The sequence below is a fragment of the Vibrio tetraodonis genome (assembly GCF_003350295.1).
GTDB classification, from domain to species: Bacteria; Pseudomonadota; Gammaproteobacteria; order Enterobacterales; family Vibrionaceae; genus Vibrio; species Vibrio tetraodonis.
In genome coordinates this window covers 145,744-161,842 of record NZ_QLYY01000007.1, presented here as the reverse complement: position 1 = coordinate 161,842, position 16,099 = coordinate 145,744, and the positions used below count along the sequence as shown (strand labels likewise).

16 protein-coding genes are annotated in these 16,099 nt (G+C 43.3%); 3 read left to right on the top strand and 13 right to left on the bottom strand.

The annotated features are described in order from the left end of the window. Window positions 1-4: 4 nt before the first annotated feature. The 7 genes from sspA to zapE all read right to left on the bottom strand — a co-directional run bounded on the left by sspA (window position 5) and on the right by zapE (window position 5,822). Window positions 5-640 (bottom strand): stringent starvation protein SspA, encoded by a 636-nt coding sequence (gene sspA / locus DPF90_RS04450; protein ID WP_114785094.1) that lies wholly within the window; start codon window positions 638-640, stop codon window positions 5-7. A 97-nt stretch (window positions 641-737) separates the two neighbouring features. Then, entirely contained in the window at window positions 738-1,475 is a 738-nt protein-coding gene (locus tag DPF90_RS04445; protein ID WP_114785092.1) for a cytochrome c1, read from the bottom strand. After that, window positions 1,472-2,737 carry a cytochrome b gene (locus tag DPF90_RS04440; RefSeq protein ID WP_114785090.1) on the bottom strand — a complete coding sequence of 422 codons (1,266 nt, stop codon included), beginning with the start codon at window positions 2,735-2,737 and terminating at the stop codon, window positions 1,472-1,474. Before DPF90_RS04440 ends, DPF90_RS04445 begins: the two co-directional genes overlap by 4 nt. Continuing rightward, window positions 2,737-3,330 (bottom strand): ubiquinol-cytochrome c reductase iron-sulfur subunit, encoded by a 594-nt coding sequence (gene petA / locus DPF90_RS04435; RefSeq protein WP_114785088.1) that lies wholly within the window; start codon window positions 3,328-3,330, stop codon window positions 2,737-2,739. The genes DPF90_RS04440 and petA overlap by 1 nt, the downstream gene beginning before the upstream one ends. 320 nt (window positions 3,331-3,650) lie before the next feature. Next, a complete protein-coding gene (gene rpsI, locus DPF90_RS04430; RefSeq protein ID WP_114785086.1) occupies window positions 3,651-4,043 on the bottom strand; it encodes a 30S ribosomal protein S9 in 393 nt (130 codons plus the stop codon). Window positions 4,044-4,058: 15 nt separating this feature from the next. Beyond that, a complete protein-coding gene (gene rplM, locus DPF90_RS04425; protein WP_114785084.1) occupies window positions 4,059-4,487 on the bottom strand; it encodes a 50S ribosomal protein L13 in 429 nt (142 codons plus the stop codon). A 231-nt stretch (window positions 4,488-4,718) separates the two neighbouring features. Beyond that, window positions 4,719-5,822, bottom strand: coding sequence for a cell division protein ZapE (gene zapE / locus DPF90_RS04420; protein ID WP_114785082.1), 1,104 nt, complete (start codon window positions 5,820-5,822; stop codon window positions 4,719-4,721). Between the two features lie 151 nt (window positions 5,823-5,973). Here zapE and zapG point away from each other — a divergent pair, with 151 nt between their 5' ends. The 3 genes from zapG (at window position 5,974) to degS (ending at window position 9,109) form a co-directional block, all read left to right on the top strand. Next, entirely contained in the window at window positions 5,974-6,432 is a 459-nt protein-coding gene (zapG, locus tag DPF90_RS04415; protein ID WP_114785080.1) for a Z-ring associated protein ZapG, read from the top strand. A gap of 126 nt (window positions 6,433-6,558) precedes the next feature. Next, a complete protein-coding gene (locus DPF90_RS04410; protein WP_114785078.1) occupies window positions 6,559-7,926 on the top strand; it encodes a DegQ family serine endoprotease in 1,368 nt (455 codons plus the stop codon). Between the two features lie 115 nt (window positions 7,927-8,041). Next, window positions 8,042-9,109 (top strand): outer membrane-stress sensor serine endopeptidase DegS, encoded by a 1,068-nt coding sequence (degS, locus tag DPF90_RS04405; protein WP_114785076.1) that lies wholly within the window; start codon window positions 8,042-8,044, stop codon window positions 9,107-9,109. A 40-nt stretch (window positions 9,110-9,149) separates the two neighbouring features. Here degS and parC read toward each other — a convergent pair whose 3' ends face one another. The 6 genes from parC to nudF all read right to left on the bottom strand — a co-directional run bounded on the left by parC (window position 9,150) and on the right by nudF (window position 16,014). Continuing rightward, complete coding sequence (gene parC / locus DPF90_RS04400; RefSeq protein ID WP_114785074.1) at window positions 9,150-11,417, bottom strand: DNA topoisomerase IV subunit A; 2,268 nt, start codon at window positions 11,415-11,417, stop codon at window positions 9,150-9,152. 3 nt (window positions 11,418-11,420) lie between these two features. Then, the gene (parE, locus tag DPF90_RS04395; protein ID WP_114785072.1) at window positions 11,421-13,301 is read right to left on the bottom strand and encodes a DNA topoisomerase IV subunit B; all 1,881 of its coding nucleotides are present in this window, start codon (window positions 13,299-13,301) and stop codon (window positions 11,421-11,423) included. A 211-nt stretch (window positions 13,302-13,512) separates the two neighbouring features. After that, entirely contained in the window at window positions 13,513-14,097 is a 585-nt protein-coding gene (gene yqiA / locus DPF90_RS04390) for an esterase YqiA (protein ID WP_114785070.1), read from the bottom strand. A gap of 31 nt (window positions 14,098-14,128) precedes the next feature. Further along, the gene (gene cpdA / locus DPF90_RS04385) at window positions 14,129-14,947 is read right to left on the bottom strand and encodes a 3',5'-cyclic-AMP phosphodiesterase (RefSeq protein ID WP_114785068.1); all 819 of its coding nucleotides are present in this window, start codon (window positions 14,945-14,947) and stop codon (window positions 14,129-14,131) included. 9 nt (window positions 14,948-14,956) lie between these two features. Then, window positions 14,957-15,397, bottom strand: a complete 441-nt coding sequence (locus DPF90_RS04380) for a DUF1249 family protein (RefSeq protein ID WP_114785066.1) — start codon at window positions 15,395-15,397, stop codon at window positions 14,957-14,959. Next, window positions 15,385-16,014 carry an ADP-ribose diphosphatase gene (nudF, locus tag DPF90_RS04375; RefSeq protein ID WP_114785064.1) on the bottom strand — a complete coding sequence of 210 codons (630 nt, stop codon included), beginning with the start codon at window positions 16,012-16,014 and terminating at the stop codon, window positions 15,385-15,387. The genes DPF90_RS04380 and nudF overlap by 13 nt, the downstream gene beginning before the upstream one ends. Window positions 16,015-16,099: the final 85 nt, after the last annotated feature.

Below are 16,099 nucleotides of genomic sequence, written 5' to 3'. Positions count from 1 at the left end.
TAAGTTAACGACTCAGGCGCATTTCGCGCTCAGCCTCTGTTAGAGACGCTAAGAATGAATCACGTTCAAATACACGATTCATGTAAACTTTCAGTTCTTTTGAGCCAGGACCAACAAGATCAATACCTAACTGAGGCAAACGCCACAATAGAGGAGCAAGATAGCAGTCAATCAAGCTAAATTCTTCACTCATAAAGTATTCAAACTCGGCAAAGACTGGACCCAGTGTTAGTAAATCGTTACGCAACTTATTGCGAGCGCTTTCAGCTTCATCAGCATTACCATTGGCAATTTTTTCTGCCAAGGTGTACCAATTTTTTTCAATACGGTAAATCATCAAACGACTGTTTCCTCTCGCTACGGGGTAAACAGGCATCAAGGGTGGATGAGGGAATCGCTCATCTAAGTATTCCATAATGATTTTTGAGTCGTATAGCGCCAGCTCACGATCAACTAGAGTGGGTACTGATTTATAAGGGTTAAGTTCAATCAATTCAGCAGGAAGGTTTACTTCATCGACTAATTCAACTTCAACACTTACACCTTTTTCAGCCAGGACGATACGGACCTGATGGCTATACATATCAGATGCACTTGAAAATAGAGTCATCACAGAACGTTTATTGGCAGCTACAGCCATGGAGCCCTCCAGCACACATACAGATATAAAAAATAATGGAGGCTAAGCCTCCATTATCAACAATAAAATTTGGAATTAGCACCGCATATTAGCACAATTAATGGACATCGCGCCAATATTCTTTCTTAAGCAAGACAACAACTATAGTGAAAATAACTAAGAAAGCCATTACCCACCAACCTAAAGCATGACGTTCTAATTTAACCGGATCGCCCGAGTATTCGAGGAAGTTAACTAGATCACGAACTGCATCATCATATTCCTCTTGGTTCAGTTCCCCTTTGCCATTAGTTTCGGTGCCTACAACCACTTTATGCTCTTGGCCATCGATAACCTTAGTTTCATAAATGGGGCTAGGAATACCTTGGAGCTCTTCTAATACATGAGGCATACCTACGCTAGGGAATACGATGTTATTTACACCAAACGGCCTAGAAGGGTCCTCATAGAACGAACGAAGATATGTATATAACCAATCTACACCGCGTACACGAGCAACTAAAGTGAGATCAGGAGGCGTCGCACCAAACCATTTGGCAGCCGCCTTATCTGGGATGGCGTTTTCCATCAGGTCGCCAACTTTAGCATTCGGATCAAAAATCAAATTTTCTTTGAGTAATTCAACTGGGATACCTATATCTCTTGCCACACGTTCGTATCGCTGATATTGAGACGAGTGGCAACCAAAACAGTAGTTCATAAACAACTTGGCACCATTTTGTAACGAAGCTTGGTCACTCAAATCATTATTCGCTTTATCCAAAGGCACGTTCGCTCCTGCTGCCATCGCCAGAGAGGGCAGCATTACAAATAAAGTTACAATCCATTTTGTCATTTGAAGTTCACCCTTTCTGGTAGTGGCTTAGTCGCCTCATTCTTACTGTAGAAGTACAGCAGAACGAAGAACATAAAATAAGCTACGCTAAAGATCTGCGCTAGCAACGTGTATGTCGGTGTCGCTGGAAGCGCACCAAGCACACCCAAAGCAATGAAGCTGATCGTGAATTGGATGATATTAAACAAATGGAACTTACTGCGATAGCGATATGAACGTACTCGACAGCGGTCCAACCAGGGTAGAACAAATAGGACAGCTATCGATGCCCCCATAGCGATAACCCCAAGCAGTTTATCTGGAACCGCACGTAAGATGGCATAAAAAGGTGTAAAGTACCAAACTGGCGCAATGTGCTCCGGTGTTTTCAGAGGGTTAGCAGCTTCAAAGTTAGGTGGTTCTAAGAAATACCCCCCCATTTCAGGATTGAAGAACAACACATAACAGAACAGGAATAAGAATCCAGCGATTCCAATTAAGTCTTTCACTGTGCCATATGGATGGAAAGGTATGCTGTCTATAATGTCATACTTTTTCACATAATCATCATGGAATTTGAACTGGGTTTTATAGTCATCACCCATGGTGCCTTTGGGCAGCTTAGTTTCAATGCCATCAGGGTTATTTGAACCAACCTCATGTAAAGCTAAAACATGCAAGACGATAAGTAATAGCAACACAATTGGCAACGCAATCACATGTAGTGCGAAGAAACGGTTTAGCGTTGCACCCGAGATAACATAGTCACCACGAATCCAAAGCGTCAGATCGTCGCCAATCACAGGAATCGCGCCAAACAAAGAAATGATGACCTGAGCTCCCCAATACGACATCTGCCCCCAAGGTAATAGATATCCCATAAAGGCTTCAGCCATCAACACAAGGAAAATCAACATGCCGAAGATCCACAGCAGCTCACGTGGCTTTTGGTAGGATCCATAGATCAAACCACGGAACATATGCAGATATACAACCACAAAGAACGCAGAGGCACCCGTTGAATGCATATAGCGCAGCAGCCACCCATACTCAACATCACGCATAATGTATTCAATAGAGGCGAATGCACCATCACCTGACGGTTCATAGTTCATCGTTAGCCAGATACCTGTCAAAATCTGGTTGACTAGGACAATCATCGCCAATGAGCCGAACAAATACCAGAAATTGAAGTTCTTTGGCATCGGATATTCAGAGAGGTGCTTTTTATACGCATTCATCGCGGGTATGCGTTTTTCCACCCAATCAAGTAGAGATTGCATCATGCTTCTCCTTCTTCATCAACACCGATAATGATTCTGGTATCCGTGATATACATATGTTTGGGAACAACAAGATTCAAAGGAGCAGGTACGCCTTGGAAAACACGCCCCGCCATATCAAACTTAGAGCCGTGACATGGGCAAAAGAACCCTGACTTCACACCTTGGACTTGTTCACTAAAAGTGTCCGGTAAATAAGTTGGCGAACAACCCAAATGAGTGCATATTCCGACTGCAACAAAGAACTCTGGTTTTATAGAACGATAAGCATTCTGTGCATAATCGGGCTGTTGCTCTTCTCCTGAAGATGGGTCACGAAGTTGACCATCAATATTCTTCAGCCCATCAACAATAGACTGCGCTCGGCGAACAACCCAAACTGGCTTACCACGCCACTCAACGCGAACCATTTGTCCTTCTTCAAGCTTACCGATTTCAACTTCGACAGGGGCACCCGCAGCTTTTGCTTTCTCACTTGGGCTCCAAGATTTAATAAAAGGAACGGCGACAGCAGCAGCTCCGAGACCCCCTACAACGGCAGTTGTAGCGGTCAAGAAACGTCTGCGACCGTTATTTAAAGGCGCATTGCTCATCCAAACATTCTCCCAGTTGCTCCTTTTGGATTATTATTATTCCTATTACAGAGCATGGCTAAAAAATACGAATCTAGTTGTATGTATTTGACGGCAAATGATAATTAAAACCCTACTTTTTGACAAGATAAAGGTACCTTTTTGCAACAAGCGTCAAGTAAATAGCCCGTTCGCTCACAAAAGAAAGATTAGCAGAAAATATGTTATTAAGACGGATATAAAGAGAGGTATTTACGGATAGAAAACAAAAAGCCTGACAAAAAGCCAGGCTTTGGGTACCAAGTTCCGATAGATATACCGGAAATAACCTTGAAGAAAGATTAACGCTTGGAGAACTGTGGACGACGACGTGCTTTACGTAGACCAACTTTCTTACGCTCAACACAACGAGCATCACGAGTTACGTAACCCGCTGCACGTAGAGTTGGACGTAGAGACTCATCGTACTCCATTAGAGCGCGAGTGATACCGTGACGGATAGCACCTGCTTGACCAGAAATACCGCCACCTTTAACAGTAACATATAGATCTAGCTTTTCAGTAAGTTCAACTAGCTCTAGAGGTTGCTTAACAACCATACGAGAAGTTGGACGACCGAAGTACTCATCAAGACCACGCTTGTTGATTACGATGTTGCCGCTGCCTGGTTTGATGAAAACACGTGCAGCTGAGCTTTTGCGACGGCCAGTGCCGTAGTATTGATTCTCTGCCATTTTCGAAATCCCCGATTAGATGTCTAGTACTTGTGGTTGTTGAGCAACATGGTTGTGCTCAGCACCAGCGTAAACTTTCAGCTTACGGTACATAGCACGGCCTAGAGGACCACGTGGTAGCATACCTTTAACTGCTAGCTCAAGCGCCATCTCTGGCTTACGATCAATAAGCTTCTCAAAGCTGATTGACTTAAGACCGCCAGGGAACTCAGTATGGCGATGGTAAATCTTACCTTTAGCCTTGTTACCAGTTACAGTAACTTTCTCCGCATTCACAACGATGATGTAATCACCAGTGTCAACGTGTGGAGTGTACTCAGCTTTATGTTTGCCACGTAGGCGAGATGCAATTTCACTTGCTAGACGACCAAGAGTTTTACCTTCAGCGTCTACAACGTACCAGTCGCGTTTTACAGTTTCTGGTTTAGCAACGAAAGTTTTCATGCTAATAATAACCCGTTAATTAAAATTTACACTTAAGGAGCATTGCTCCCACTGACTAAGAGCCCAGTCATCACCCCTTCGAGTGGTTGGCACTCTCGACCCTAAATCCGTTAGGACTTGGTCTGCAGTAACGGTGGGTCGCAGGATTATAGAGAAGTCAGTTGAAAAAATCACCTCTTTTCAGCAAAAAAGTCGATTTTTTTTCTTGTCATAGCAAATACCTTCACTCCTTTATGCTAAATGCTCTTTAGCTAGATAATCATGACTTTGCATTTCTATCAAACGTGACTGACAACGCTGAAACTCAAACTCCAATTGTCCCTGGGTATACAAGTCTTCCAAAGCCACTTCTGCGGAAATGATTAATTTAACATTACGCTCATAAAATTCATCCACTAACGCGATAAAACGGCGCGCAGCATCGTCAGTTAACCGCCCCATTTGCTTCACATCTGCAAGTAGGACTGTATTGTAGATTCGTGATAGCTCAATGTAATCATTCTGACTTCTCGCTGATTGACAAAGTTGCTCGAAGGTTGCATGAAGTACTCCCTCATAAGAGTTAACGATATTTATCTGCCGATGATTGATTTCTATGCATGTCTCTCCCTGTTTGCTCTCGCCTACCAATTGTTCGAAGTAACGGCCAAGGTTAATACTCGCTTGTTCATCGAGAGGGAAATGATAAATTTCGGCTTGCTCCAATGTTCTAAGTCGATAGTCAATTCCACTATCGACATTGAGTATCTGACAATTTGCTTGAATGAGTTCGATAGCAGGTAAAAAGCGAGCTCGTTGCAAACCATTTCGATAGAGGTCTTGAGGAGGAATATTCGAGGTTGCAACCAAGACTACACCACGCCGAAATAATGCCTGAAACAAAGTACCAAGAATCATGGCATCGGTAATATCTGAAACAAAGAACTCATCAAAACAAATAATATCCGCTTCAGATTTAAATTTATCAGCAACAAGTTCTAACGGATCATTCACCTCACCCAGAGAATTTAACTCGTCATGAACGCGGTACATAAAACGATGGAAATGTACACGCATCTTTTTTTCGCAGGGTAAAGCTTCGAAAAATGTGTCCATTAAATACGTTTTCCCGCGCCCTACTCCTCCCCAAAAATACAGCCCTTTAGGTGCTGCATGCTGAGCTTGAGTTTTACTGAACCAACGTTTCCATCTAGTTTTCTTGACGACTGGATTGCTCACATATTCTATAAAATCATGATAAAGCTTATCTAGAGATTGAACCGCTTTGAGCTGCGCGTCATCTTGCTGAAAACCGTGTTGTTTAATGTCTCGGGTATAGGTATCTAATGGTGTCATTACTTTACTCAAATGCTTTAAAAGAAGACAAACTGCTATGCAGTGCACACGCATTTTTCTTTATCGTCTTGGCCTCTCATAGTAACATGTCACTAAGCATGTGTAACCGTTCGGTGAAAAACATGTTAAATAACAATGATAAGGAGCGAATATGCTTTGGATTTACGCCCTCGTAGGTTTGCTTATTGGTACGGTTTTAGGCATCATCATCTCGCGCATTACTACTCCGGGATACAAAAAGCAAAAAACCATCCAAAAAGATTTAGAAAATGCAAAGTTCGAACTTGAACAGCAAAAGCAAGATCTCACAGACCACTTTGCTAAAACGGCAGATATGCTGGATTCTTTAGGTAAAGAATACACCAAACTGTATCAACATATGGCTAAGACATCTTCTGAGCTACTACCTAGCCTTCCTGAACAGGATAATCCGTTTAGCAAGAAAGTCGCTGAGCAGTCGGATGCTTCAACCAAAGCACCCACTGAAAAAACATCTTCAGTTAGAAGTGAAGCGCCAAAGGATTATGCCTCTGGTTCAACGGGCTTACTCAAGGAAGAAAAAAAACAGCAACTCAGCGCCGATCAGGCTATAGCGGCTGAAGCATCATAAGTTCAAACAGCTCATAGTGAACTTTGTAAAGGTTTTTTAGTCATAATTCCCGTAAGTGTCGTTTGATTTCTTATTTTTTACACAAATATTAAGTCTCAGGCCTTAACTAAAACTAGGAGTTATCAGATGAAAAAACCTTTGCTTGCTTTATCCGTTCTTTCCTTAAGCTTAAGTTCAATCATCACACCAATACAAGCAACAGCAGCCCTTCCCCTTGTCGTTTCTGGTCAACAGCTACCCAGCCTTGCCCCTATGCTGGAGGAAGTAACCCCTGCTGTTGTCAGCATTGCAGTTGAAGGAACTCAAGTTTCTAAGCAGCGAATTCCAGAGCAGTTTCGTTTCTTTTTCGGGCCAGAATTCCCATCAGAACAGCTGCAAGAGCGCCCATTTAGAGGATTGGGTTCAGGGGTAATCATTGATGCAGATAAAGCTTATGTCGTCACCAATTATCATGTCATCAATGGAGCGGAAAAAATTCGAGTCAAACTTCATGACGGCCGAGAATATGGTGCTGAACTCGTTGGGGGCGATAAGATGTCCGATGTTGCGCTCCTAAAACTCGAAAAAGCGCAAAATTTAACGGAAATTAAGATTGCAGATTCCGACTCTTTACGAGTGGGTGATTTTGCTGTTGCTATAGGTAACCCTTTCGGTTTGGGACAGACTGTCACCTCAGGTATTGTTTCTGCTTTAGGACGCAGTGGACTTAATATCGAAAACTTCGAAAACTTTATTCAAACAGACGCTGCCATTAATAGCGGAAACTCAGGTGGAGCCTTGGTGAACTTGCAAGGTGAGCTGATTGGTATCAACACGGCTATTTTGGGTCCTAGCGGTGGCAACGTTGGTATTGGTTTTGCAATCCCCTCTAATATGATGACCAATCTGACCGATCAAATTCTAGAATTTGGCGAAGTTAAACGAGGCATGTTAGGTGTTCAAGGAGGAGAAATTACATCTGAGCTCGCGGATGCTTTAGGCTATGAGTCGAGCAAGGGAGCTTTCGTTAGTCAGGTTGTACCAGACAGCGCTGCCGATAAAGCCGGGCTAAAAGCTGGCGATGTAATTGTGTCTGTAAACGGCAAAAATATTAACTCATTCAGTGAATTACGAGCTAAAGTGGCGACTTTAGGTGCCGGTAAAAAAGTCTCACTTGGTATCATTCGTGACGGAAAGAAAGAAAACTATGACGTTACATTGGGTGAGCAGCAAAACATGAAAGCATCAGCAGATAAACTCCATGAAGGATTATCTGGCGCAGAGTTAACCAACACAACCTCAAGTGATTCTGTTCAAGGCGTTAAAGTGGCTTCTGTAGAAAAAGGCTCACAAGCGGCAACTTACCAGCTTCAAAAAGGCGATATTATCATCGGCGTTAACCGTAAACGCGTTAAGAACTTAGCCGAGTTTAGAAAATTACTTGATAAAAAGCCAAGTGTACTAGCTCTCAATATTCAGCGAGGAGAACGTACAATTTACCTCGTCGTACGCTAGAGACATCCATTCTTTGTGTCAAAGGATGGTAGTATCTTCTACCATCCTTTTATTATTTTCTCATCTAATGCTATTCTTTCGCCACTTGTCTCAATTTTAAGGTGGTTGCGAGGCTATGCTGCAATTTTTGTTGCGTTCAATTGGGTTAGGCTTAGCAACGGCATTGTTATTGCTATTAGCAATACCTTCCCTTAGGACCAATATTCTCTCTGACGATTTTGCGGGTGGAAACAATATCACATCAGCACAAGAGATCTCATTCAACAGTGCCGTTCGCAAAGCAGCTCCGGCAGTCGTCAATATCTATAGTAGGAAGTATGCTGAGGGTAACCGCTCAAAGCTGCAGACCCAAAGCCTTGGCTCTGGAGTAATCGTCAGCCATAAGGGATACATAATTACTAACTATCATGTAGTGGCACAAGCCGATCAAGTGGTTGTTGCACTGCAAGACGGTCGAGTCGCTTTCGCCCAGCTAGTTGGCACCGACAAACGAACAGACATCGCTATCCTGCGTGTAGAAGGTAACAACTTACCGGTTATTCCATTAAACCCAGAATATTCTCCGACTGTAGGAGATGTGGTATTAGCGATTGGTAATCCCTACAATTTAGGTCAAACCACAACCTTTGGTATCATTTCCGCGACTGGACGCTCATCAATCAGTACTGGAGGACGCCAAGCATTTATTCAAACCGATGCGGCAATCAATGACGGCAACTCTGGAGGAGCTTTAGTAAATACTCGTGGAGAGTTAGTCGGTATCAATACTGCTTCTTTCCAACAGGCTACCGAACTTGAAACATATGGTATTTCTTTTGCTATCCCCTATGCATTGGCCAACAAAATCATGCAAAAGATCATTGCTGATGGCCGAGTAATTCGAGGCTACATTGGAATTGATGGACAAGACATTACTTCTGTCACTTCTCGCCTTTTAGGCAACGAGCATATGGGAGGTATTGTTGTACTTGGTGTCGATCCTAACGGCCCAGGGGAAGACGCCGGATTTGAACCACAAGACATTATTCTTAAAATTGACGGCAATAAGATTAATGGTAGGCAAAGTGTTATGGACATTGTAACTGAGCTCCGCCCCGGGACCGTTGTAGATGTGCTCATCCTAAGAAAAGGTGAGGAACAAACAATAAAGGTGACCATTGCCGAAGACACGAGAGAGATCTAATCTACCAAAAACCCCCATGTTTCCATGGGGGGGTTACATTCTATTCGCTTTCCTTGGGTTCAGAGGCTTCAACCTCGATTCGCGTGACTCTTTGCAAACCTCTTGGCAACAAGCTACCCCTGCGGCCACGTTCTCCTCGGAAGTTATCCAGATCAGAAGGTTTCAAGCCGAGTTTGCGTTTACCTGCATACAAGGTTATCGAAGCCCCTTGAGGTAAGGCCATCAAATGAGACACTAACTCCTCCCGCTCTTTTGCTTTTGCAGCAGGAATGTTAATGATCTTATTACCCTTGCCTTTACCTAACTGTGGTAAATCTTTTATTGGGAATAACAACATCCGCCCTTGATTTGTGATCGCAAGAATTTCATCGTGATCTAAATTACTTATGCTGTATGGCACCATCACTTCAGAGTTCTGTGGCAAGGTCACCAAGGCTTTACCGCTGCGATTTTTAGACAGTAAATCACTGCCCTTACAAACGAAACCATAACCTGCATCTGAGCCAACCAGCCACAGCTGCTCTTCTTCGCCCATGACTACATGACGAACGCTTGTACCTGCATTGATATTTAACCGACCTGTAATGGGCTCTCCTTGGCTACGTGCAGAGGGAAGAGAGTGAGATTCAAGCGAGTAACTCCGGCCATCACTGCCAAGGAACACTGAATGTTGACTACTTTTACCCCTTGCATGAGCAAGATATTTATCACCAGATTTATAATTCAACCCTTCAGGGTCAACATCATGGCCTTTAGCATGACGGATCCAGCCCTTGTCCGATAGGACAACAGTAATAGGCTCACTTGGCACCAGATCACGCTCTGTCAATGCTTTCGCTTCGGCGCGCTCAACAAGTGGCGAGAGGCGATCATCACCATACTTTTCCGCATCGGCTTTAATTTCTTTTTTGATCAACGTATTTAGACGACGATCTGAGCCAAGCAGTAGCTCAAGTTTTTCCCTTTCTTTCTCAAGCTCTTCTTGCTCTCCACGAATTTTCATCTCTTCCAGTTTGGCAAGGTGACGAAGCTTGGTATCCAAAATCGCATCAGCTTGAATGTCGGTGATGCCAAACCTTGTCATCAATACAGCTTTAGGATCGTCTTCATTACGGATGATTTCTATCACTTCGTCCAAGTTAAGGTAAGCAACCAACAAACCCTCTAGTATATGTAAGCGAGCAAGAACTTTATCGAGACGATGCTGTAAACGGCGACGAACTGTCGTACGGCGATACTCTATCCATTCGGTCAAAATCTTAACTAGCCCTTTGACTTGAGGGCGGTTATCTAGACCGATCATGTTAAGATTCACACGGAAATTTTTCTCAAGATCCGTCGAAGCAAACAGGTGATCCATTAACTGTTCACAATCAATTCGATTAGAGCGAGGAACTATCACAATACGCGTGGGATTTTCATGATCGGACTCGTCTCGCAAATCATCAACCATGGGTAATTTTTTTGCCCTCATTTGATTGGCGATCTGTTCAAGTAACTTTGCACCTGAGACTTGATGAGGCAAAGAAGTAATGACTATCTCTCCACCATCTTTATGCCAAACTGCGCGCATTTTAATACTGCCGCGCCCTGTACGATAGATCTTCTCTAAATCGGCTCTAGGGGAAATGATTTCAGCTTCAGTAGGATAGTCTGGGCCTTGAACAAAATTCATTATGTCAGCCAGCTCTGATTTAGGGCTGTCGATCAAATGAATTGCTGCATCTGCTACCTCTCTTACGTTGTGAGGAGGAATATCGGTCGCCATACCAACTGCAATACCCGTTACTCCGTTGAGAAGGATATGTGGTAGACGTGCTGGCAACATTTGTGGCTCTTTCATTGTGCCATCAAAGTTTGGTTGCCACTCAACCGTTCCCTGTCCTAACTCACCTAGCAAAACTTCGGCAAACTTAGACAGCTTTGCTTCGGTATAACGCATGGCGGCAAACGATTTAGGATCATCAGGAGCACCCCAGTTCCCTTGCCCATCGACCAATGGATAACGATACGAGAATGGCTGAGCCATCAAGACCATGGCTTCATAACATGCGGAATCACCATGGGGGTGATATTTACCTAACACATCACCGACAGTGCGAGCAGATTTCTTATACTTTGCAGCAGCTGAAAGCCCAAGCTCAGACATAGCATAAATAATACGTCTTTGAACAGGTTTTAAACCGTCACCGATATATGGCAAGGCTCTGTCCATGATGACGTACATAGAATAATTTAGATAAGCGTCTTCAGTGAAGGTGCGCATTGGCAACTGTTCAACGCCATCGTATGTAATTTCTGTCGACATTCGTTAAACCCCTGCCAAATCACCGTTGTTTTGTAACCAAGAACGGCGATCATCTGCCCGTTTCTTACCAAGCAACATATCCATCATTTCTATCGTCGCTTCTGAATCATCAATCGTTAATTGAACAAGACGTCGGGTATTTGGATCCATTGTCGTTTCACGCAATTGCAATGGATTCATTTCACCAAGCCCCTTAAATCGCTGCACGTTAATCTTGGCTTTCTTTTTCGATAGGCGCTCTAACACACCCTCTTTTTCGTCATCATCCAAGGCATAGAAAACTTCTTTACCACAGTCGATGCGATAAAGTGGCGGCATAGCCACATAGATATGCCCAGCTTCGACTAAGGATCTAAAGTGGCGGGTAAACAAGGCACAGAGCAATGTTGCGATATGCAAACCATCAGAGTCAGCATCCGCTAAAATACAGATTTTACCATACCGCAAGCCTTCAAGATTTTCACTATCAGGGTCGATTCCCAGAGCAACGGATATATCATGCACCTCCTGAGACGCGAGCACTTGGTCAGCGGAAACTTCCCAAGTATTGAGGATCTTCCCTCTTAGCGGCATTACTGCTTGGAATTCTCTATCTCGAGCCTGCTTAGCCGAACCACCAGCCGAGTCTCCTTCGACAAAGAAAATTTCAGTACGACTTAAATCTTGCAAAGAGCAGTCGGTCAATTTACCCGGCAACGCAGGCCCAGACGCAACTTTCTTGCGCACGACTTTTTTACTCGCGCGCATACGACGGTGAGCGTTGGCAATACACACTTCTGCCAACTGTTCAGCTAATTGAGGCTTTTCGTTTAGCCATAAACTAAACGCATCTTTTACAACGCCGGATACAAAAGCAGCGGTCTGGCGGGACGAAAGACGTTCTTTCGTTTGACCGGCAAACTGCGGGTCCTGCATCTTAACCGATAACACATAAGAACATCGGTCAAATACATCATCCCCTGTTAACTTGACGCCTCGTGGCAACAAGTTTCGAAATTCACAAAACTCTCGCATGGCATCAAGTAAACCTTGACGCAAACCATTAACATGAGTTCCTCCTTGCGCAGTTGGGATCAAGTTAACATAGCTTTCGGTGATCATGTCACCGCCTTCTGGCTGCCAAATAACAGCCCAAGTCGCCGCTTCAGTTTCAGCTGAGAATTCGCCAGTAAAAGGCGCTTCAGGCAATACGGTATAACCTTTGACACCTTCGGCAAGATAATCCTTTAAACCATCTTCATATAACCATTTGTGTTCATTGCCATTTACTTTGTCTGTAAAGGTAATTTCAAGCCCAGGGCATAATACCGCTTTAGCTCGAAGGTTATTCACCAAACGAGCAACGGAGAAATTGGCGGAATCGAAATACTTTGCATCAGGCCAAAAGTGAACGCTTGTACCCTTGTTACGTCGACCACATGTCCCTGTGACTGTCAGATCGGAAACTTTATCACCATGCTCAAATGCAATTTCATACACTTGTCCATCTCGTCTTACAGTGACTTCGACACGCTTTGATAAAGCATTGACTACTGAAATACCTACCCCGTGTAAGCCTCCGGAGAATTGATAGTTTTTGTTTGAGAACTTACCACCAGCATGAAGCTTACACAGTATCAGCTCTACCCCAGATACTTTCTCCTCTGGATGTATATCAACAGGCATACCGCGTCCATCATCGATCACTTCGAGAGATTGGTCGGCATGCAAAATTACTTGAACCTTGGAAGCGTGTCCGGCTAGCGCTTCATCGACACTGTTATCGATGACTTCTTGCCCTAAATGATTGGGCCGCGCAGTATCCGTATACATCCCGGGTCGGCGTTTTACCGGCTCCAAGCCATTAAGAACCTCAATGGCTCCAGCATTATATTGTTCAGTCATAATACGGAATATCGTTTGTAGAAAATAATGAATAACTGAGCTAATCTGCTTTCATTGTCAATTAGGTTGCATATAGACTCTAAAAACACTCAAACTCTCATCGTTTTTTATCCAGCTCAGTACAGGAGAAACATAGTCTGGAAGAGAAGGAACTATGTCAAGTGAGATAATTAACTAACCACTAAATTTATGACTTTTCCCTCAATGGAAACTATAGCTGAAGGAAGTCGATGATCGGCTCTAGATGACGTTCAAAACTGACAAAACTGTGATTTCCGCCCTCTTCTACAGTCTGTTTAGCCATTGAAAACCTCTCAACAGCTTGACGAAAGTCAAGTACCTCATCATGAGTTTGCTGCAAAAGCCAAAAGTCTTCTGGATTTTGAATACTCGCAACATCGAGAGATTTTAATTCATCGATATGAGCTTCAGATAGGAAATAGCGCAGGCCTGTATATGGGTTTTCTTGCTCTCCTAGATAATCTTGCAGTAATTCATAGGGCCTTACCGCAGGGTTTACAACCACAGCTTTAAAGCCAAAGCGAGTATTCAGCCACACAGAGAGATATCCACCAAGAGAGCTACCGACAAGTCCAATGCGATGATCATTTTTGTATTGCTCAACGATGGTTAGTAGGCAGTCTGCAGCTTGTTGGGGAAAACATGGAAGCTGAGGAACCACAACTTTAATATCAGGCCTGTGCAATGCACAGTACTCTCTCATCAACGTCGCTTTTTGCGATAACGGAGAGCTATTAAAACCATGGATATATAAGAGTAAAGAAGGTTTCATCATGTATCCTGTGATAATAATGACGCAGTGAAAGTTAATACCCAGAAGAGCTAAAATCAGGAATAAAGCTCCCCATAGGCAAACGCTTAACCTCTGTAGTTAGGTTCCCACTTGGATGTAATACAATTTCACGCCAACCAGGAGACTGGTTATCCACGGCAAAGTCATCACTAAGTGGTTTAAACTGTACACATGTCGATGGCGTTGCCATTACTCTGACATCATGTCGATATCTATCCATGTCCTGATGAACGTGGCCACAGAGCACTGCCTTAGCATTGGAGTGCTTTTCTATAACTTTCCAAAAGCTCTCTGAATCCTTGAGGGTATGCTGATCCAACCAAGCACTACCGATAAGAACAGGGTGATGATGCAATAAAACCAACGCGTAGCGTTCAGGATAAAGGTTGAGTTTATCTTCAAGCAGTGATAGTTGTTTTTCACTAAGACGACCATGTGGTACACCAACCACTTGAGAATCTAAGACTATCATTTGCCAGTAATCGCCAAGTAAAAGGTGTTCTAGGTACTGGATCTGTTGAGAACAAAGCACAGAATCCATATTGGGCCTAAAGTCATGATTGCCGGGTAACCAAAAACAAGTCTTGTTGAGCTTTGAAATGCCTGATTCAAAACGTTGGTAAGATAACGCACTGTGGTCTTGCGAAATATCTCCAGTGGCGACAATAGCTTCGTAATTTGTGTTTTGTTCAGTGATCGCCCTCACCACAGCATCAAAGCTGTCACTCGTGTTGACACCAAGAAGACTGCCATCATTTGCTTCAAACAGATGAGTATCTGTAATTTGAAGCAGCCTGATGCTTCCATCCACAGAACTAGATGTTACTTTCAAAATAAAAACCTAAATATTGAGCGGCGTTCGACTAATACCATGCCTTAAACAGAAAGATAACCAATCCCCCAAAAAGCGGTTGCGCTGTAATTTTTCGTCTTGTTGAACCATTTTATCATTGGGGTAATCGTAACGTGCTCTGACTCGTTTCAGATGCGCACACTCGCACACCTCTGCCACTCGAGCATCATGGTAAAGCCTGACAGACATTTTTGGCAAAGGAAACACCGGAACATCATCGCTTTGACAAATATCAACCAAAGTTGTGTACTTTGTGATTTCTGCCACTTGAATTTGGTATGTCATATGGGCAGCTTGGTAACAGCGCACATCACCAACCTGTGCCTTGTTTGGCAACAAAGCATTTAACTTGGCATAATTGGTTTCATATGTTCGCATCAAATCTGCCAAATCTACATGATACGTTTTTTTTACTGCTAAATTTGCCATTGCTCTCTTACGGACTGGTAATTCAACTGCAACCATTGCAACGCAATGATGGAAGCACCATTTTCAAACTTACCTTCGACTACCCATTGATAGGCAGTCTCTCGGTTTACGACATGAACTTTAATGTCCTCTCCTTCATAGTCTAAACCATGAATGCCACTTGCGTTTGATGCATCAACCTTGCCAACATAGACATCTAACCTCTCAGAGCAACCTCCTGAAGAGGGGTAATACGAAGTAACTTTCAAAAGATCGTCAATAGAAACATTGGCTTCCTCTACTGCCTCACGGCGAGCAACACTTTCACCACTTTCCCCTTTATCAATGATCCCAGCCACAATCTCAAGTTGCCACGGACTCGAATGAGTCAAAGCGCCAACACGTATTTGTTCAATTAAAACAACTTTATCAGTAACAGGATCATATGGAAGTACGGCAGCAGCATTACCTCTTTCAAACATTTCTCGTTCAATAACCTCACTCCAGCCACCATTAAACAATCTGTGTCTGAAACGATATTTCACCATATTAAAAAAACCGGAGAACACGGTTTCTTTTGAGAGTATCTCTACATCTTTGGAAGTAAATTCGTGCTGTTGTTCTTCACTGTGTGACATTGGCTACCCCATAAGTTAATTTTATAGTTTACTCAGACAAAAGCTTAACTTCCAAGGGTCTAGATAAACTTTTTATGCAAATTTT

Excerpts from the sequence above, each read along its gene's own strand:
- DPF90_RS04410 (WP_114785078.1), top strand. The coding sequence starts at position 6,559 with ATGAAAAAACCTTTGCTTGCTTTATCCGTTCTTTCCTTAAGCTTAAGT.
- degS (WP_114785076.1), top strand. The coding sequence starts at position 8,042 with ATGCTGCAATTTTTGTTGCGTTCAATTGGGTTAGGCTTAGCAACGGCA.
- parC (WP_114785074.1), bottom strand. The coding sequence starts at position 11,417 with ATGTCGACAGAAATTACATACGATGGCGTTGAACAGTTGCCAATGCGC.
- zapG (WP_114785080.1), top strand. The coding sequence starts at position 5,974 with ATGCTTTGGATTTACGCCCTCGTAGGTTTGCTTATTGGTACGGTTTTA.
- parE (WP_114785072.1), bottom strand. The coding sequence starts at position 13,301 with ATGACTGAACAATATAATGCTGGAGCCATTGAGGTTCTTAATGGCTTG.
- DPF90_RS04445 (WP_114785092.1), bottom strand. The coding sequence starts at position 1,475 with ATGACAAAATGGATTGTAACTTTATTTGTAATGCTGCCCTCTCTGGCG.
- rplM (WP_114785084.1), bottom strand. The coding sequence starts at position 4,487 with ATGAAAACTTTCGTTGCTAAACCAGAAACTGTAAAACGCGACTGGTAC.
- nudF (WP_114785064.1), bottom strand. The coding sequence starts at position 16,014 with ATGTCACACAGTGAAGAACAACAGCACGAATTTACTTCCAAAGATGTA.
- zapE (WP_114785082.1), bottom strand. The coding sequence starts at position 5,822 with ATGACACCATTAGATACCTATACCCGAGACATTAAACAACACGGTTTT.
- DPF90_RS04440 (WP_114785090.1), bottom strand. The coding sequence starts at position 2,737 with ATGCAATCTCTACTTGATTGGGTGGAAAAACGCATACCCGCGATGAAT.
- rpsI (WP_114785086.1), bottom strand. The coding sequence starts at position 4,043 with ATGGCAGAGAATCAATACTACGGCACTGGCCGTCGCAAAAGCTCAGCT.
- petA (WP_114785088.1), bottom strand. The coding sequence starts at position 3,330 with ATGAGCAATGCGCCTTTAAATAACGGTCGCAGACGTTTCTTGACCGCT.
- yqiA (WP_114785070.1), bottom strand. The coding sequence starts at position 14,097 with ATGATGAAACCTTCTTTACTCTTATATATCCATGGTTTTAATAGCTCT.
- sspA (WP_114785094.1), bottom strand. The coding sequence starts at position 640 with ATGGCTGTAGCTGCCAATAAACGTTCTGTGATGACTCTATTTTCAAGT.
- DPF90_RS04380 (WP_114785066.1), bottom strand. The coding sequence starts at position 15,397 with ATGGCAAATTTAGCAGTAAAAAAAACGTATCATGTAGATTTGGCAGAT.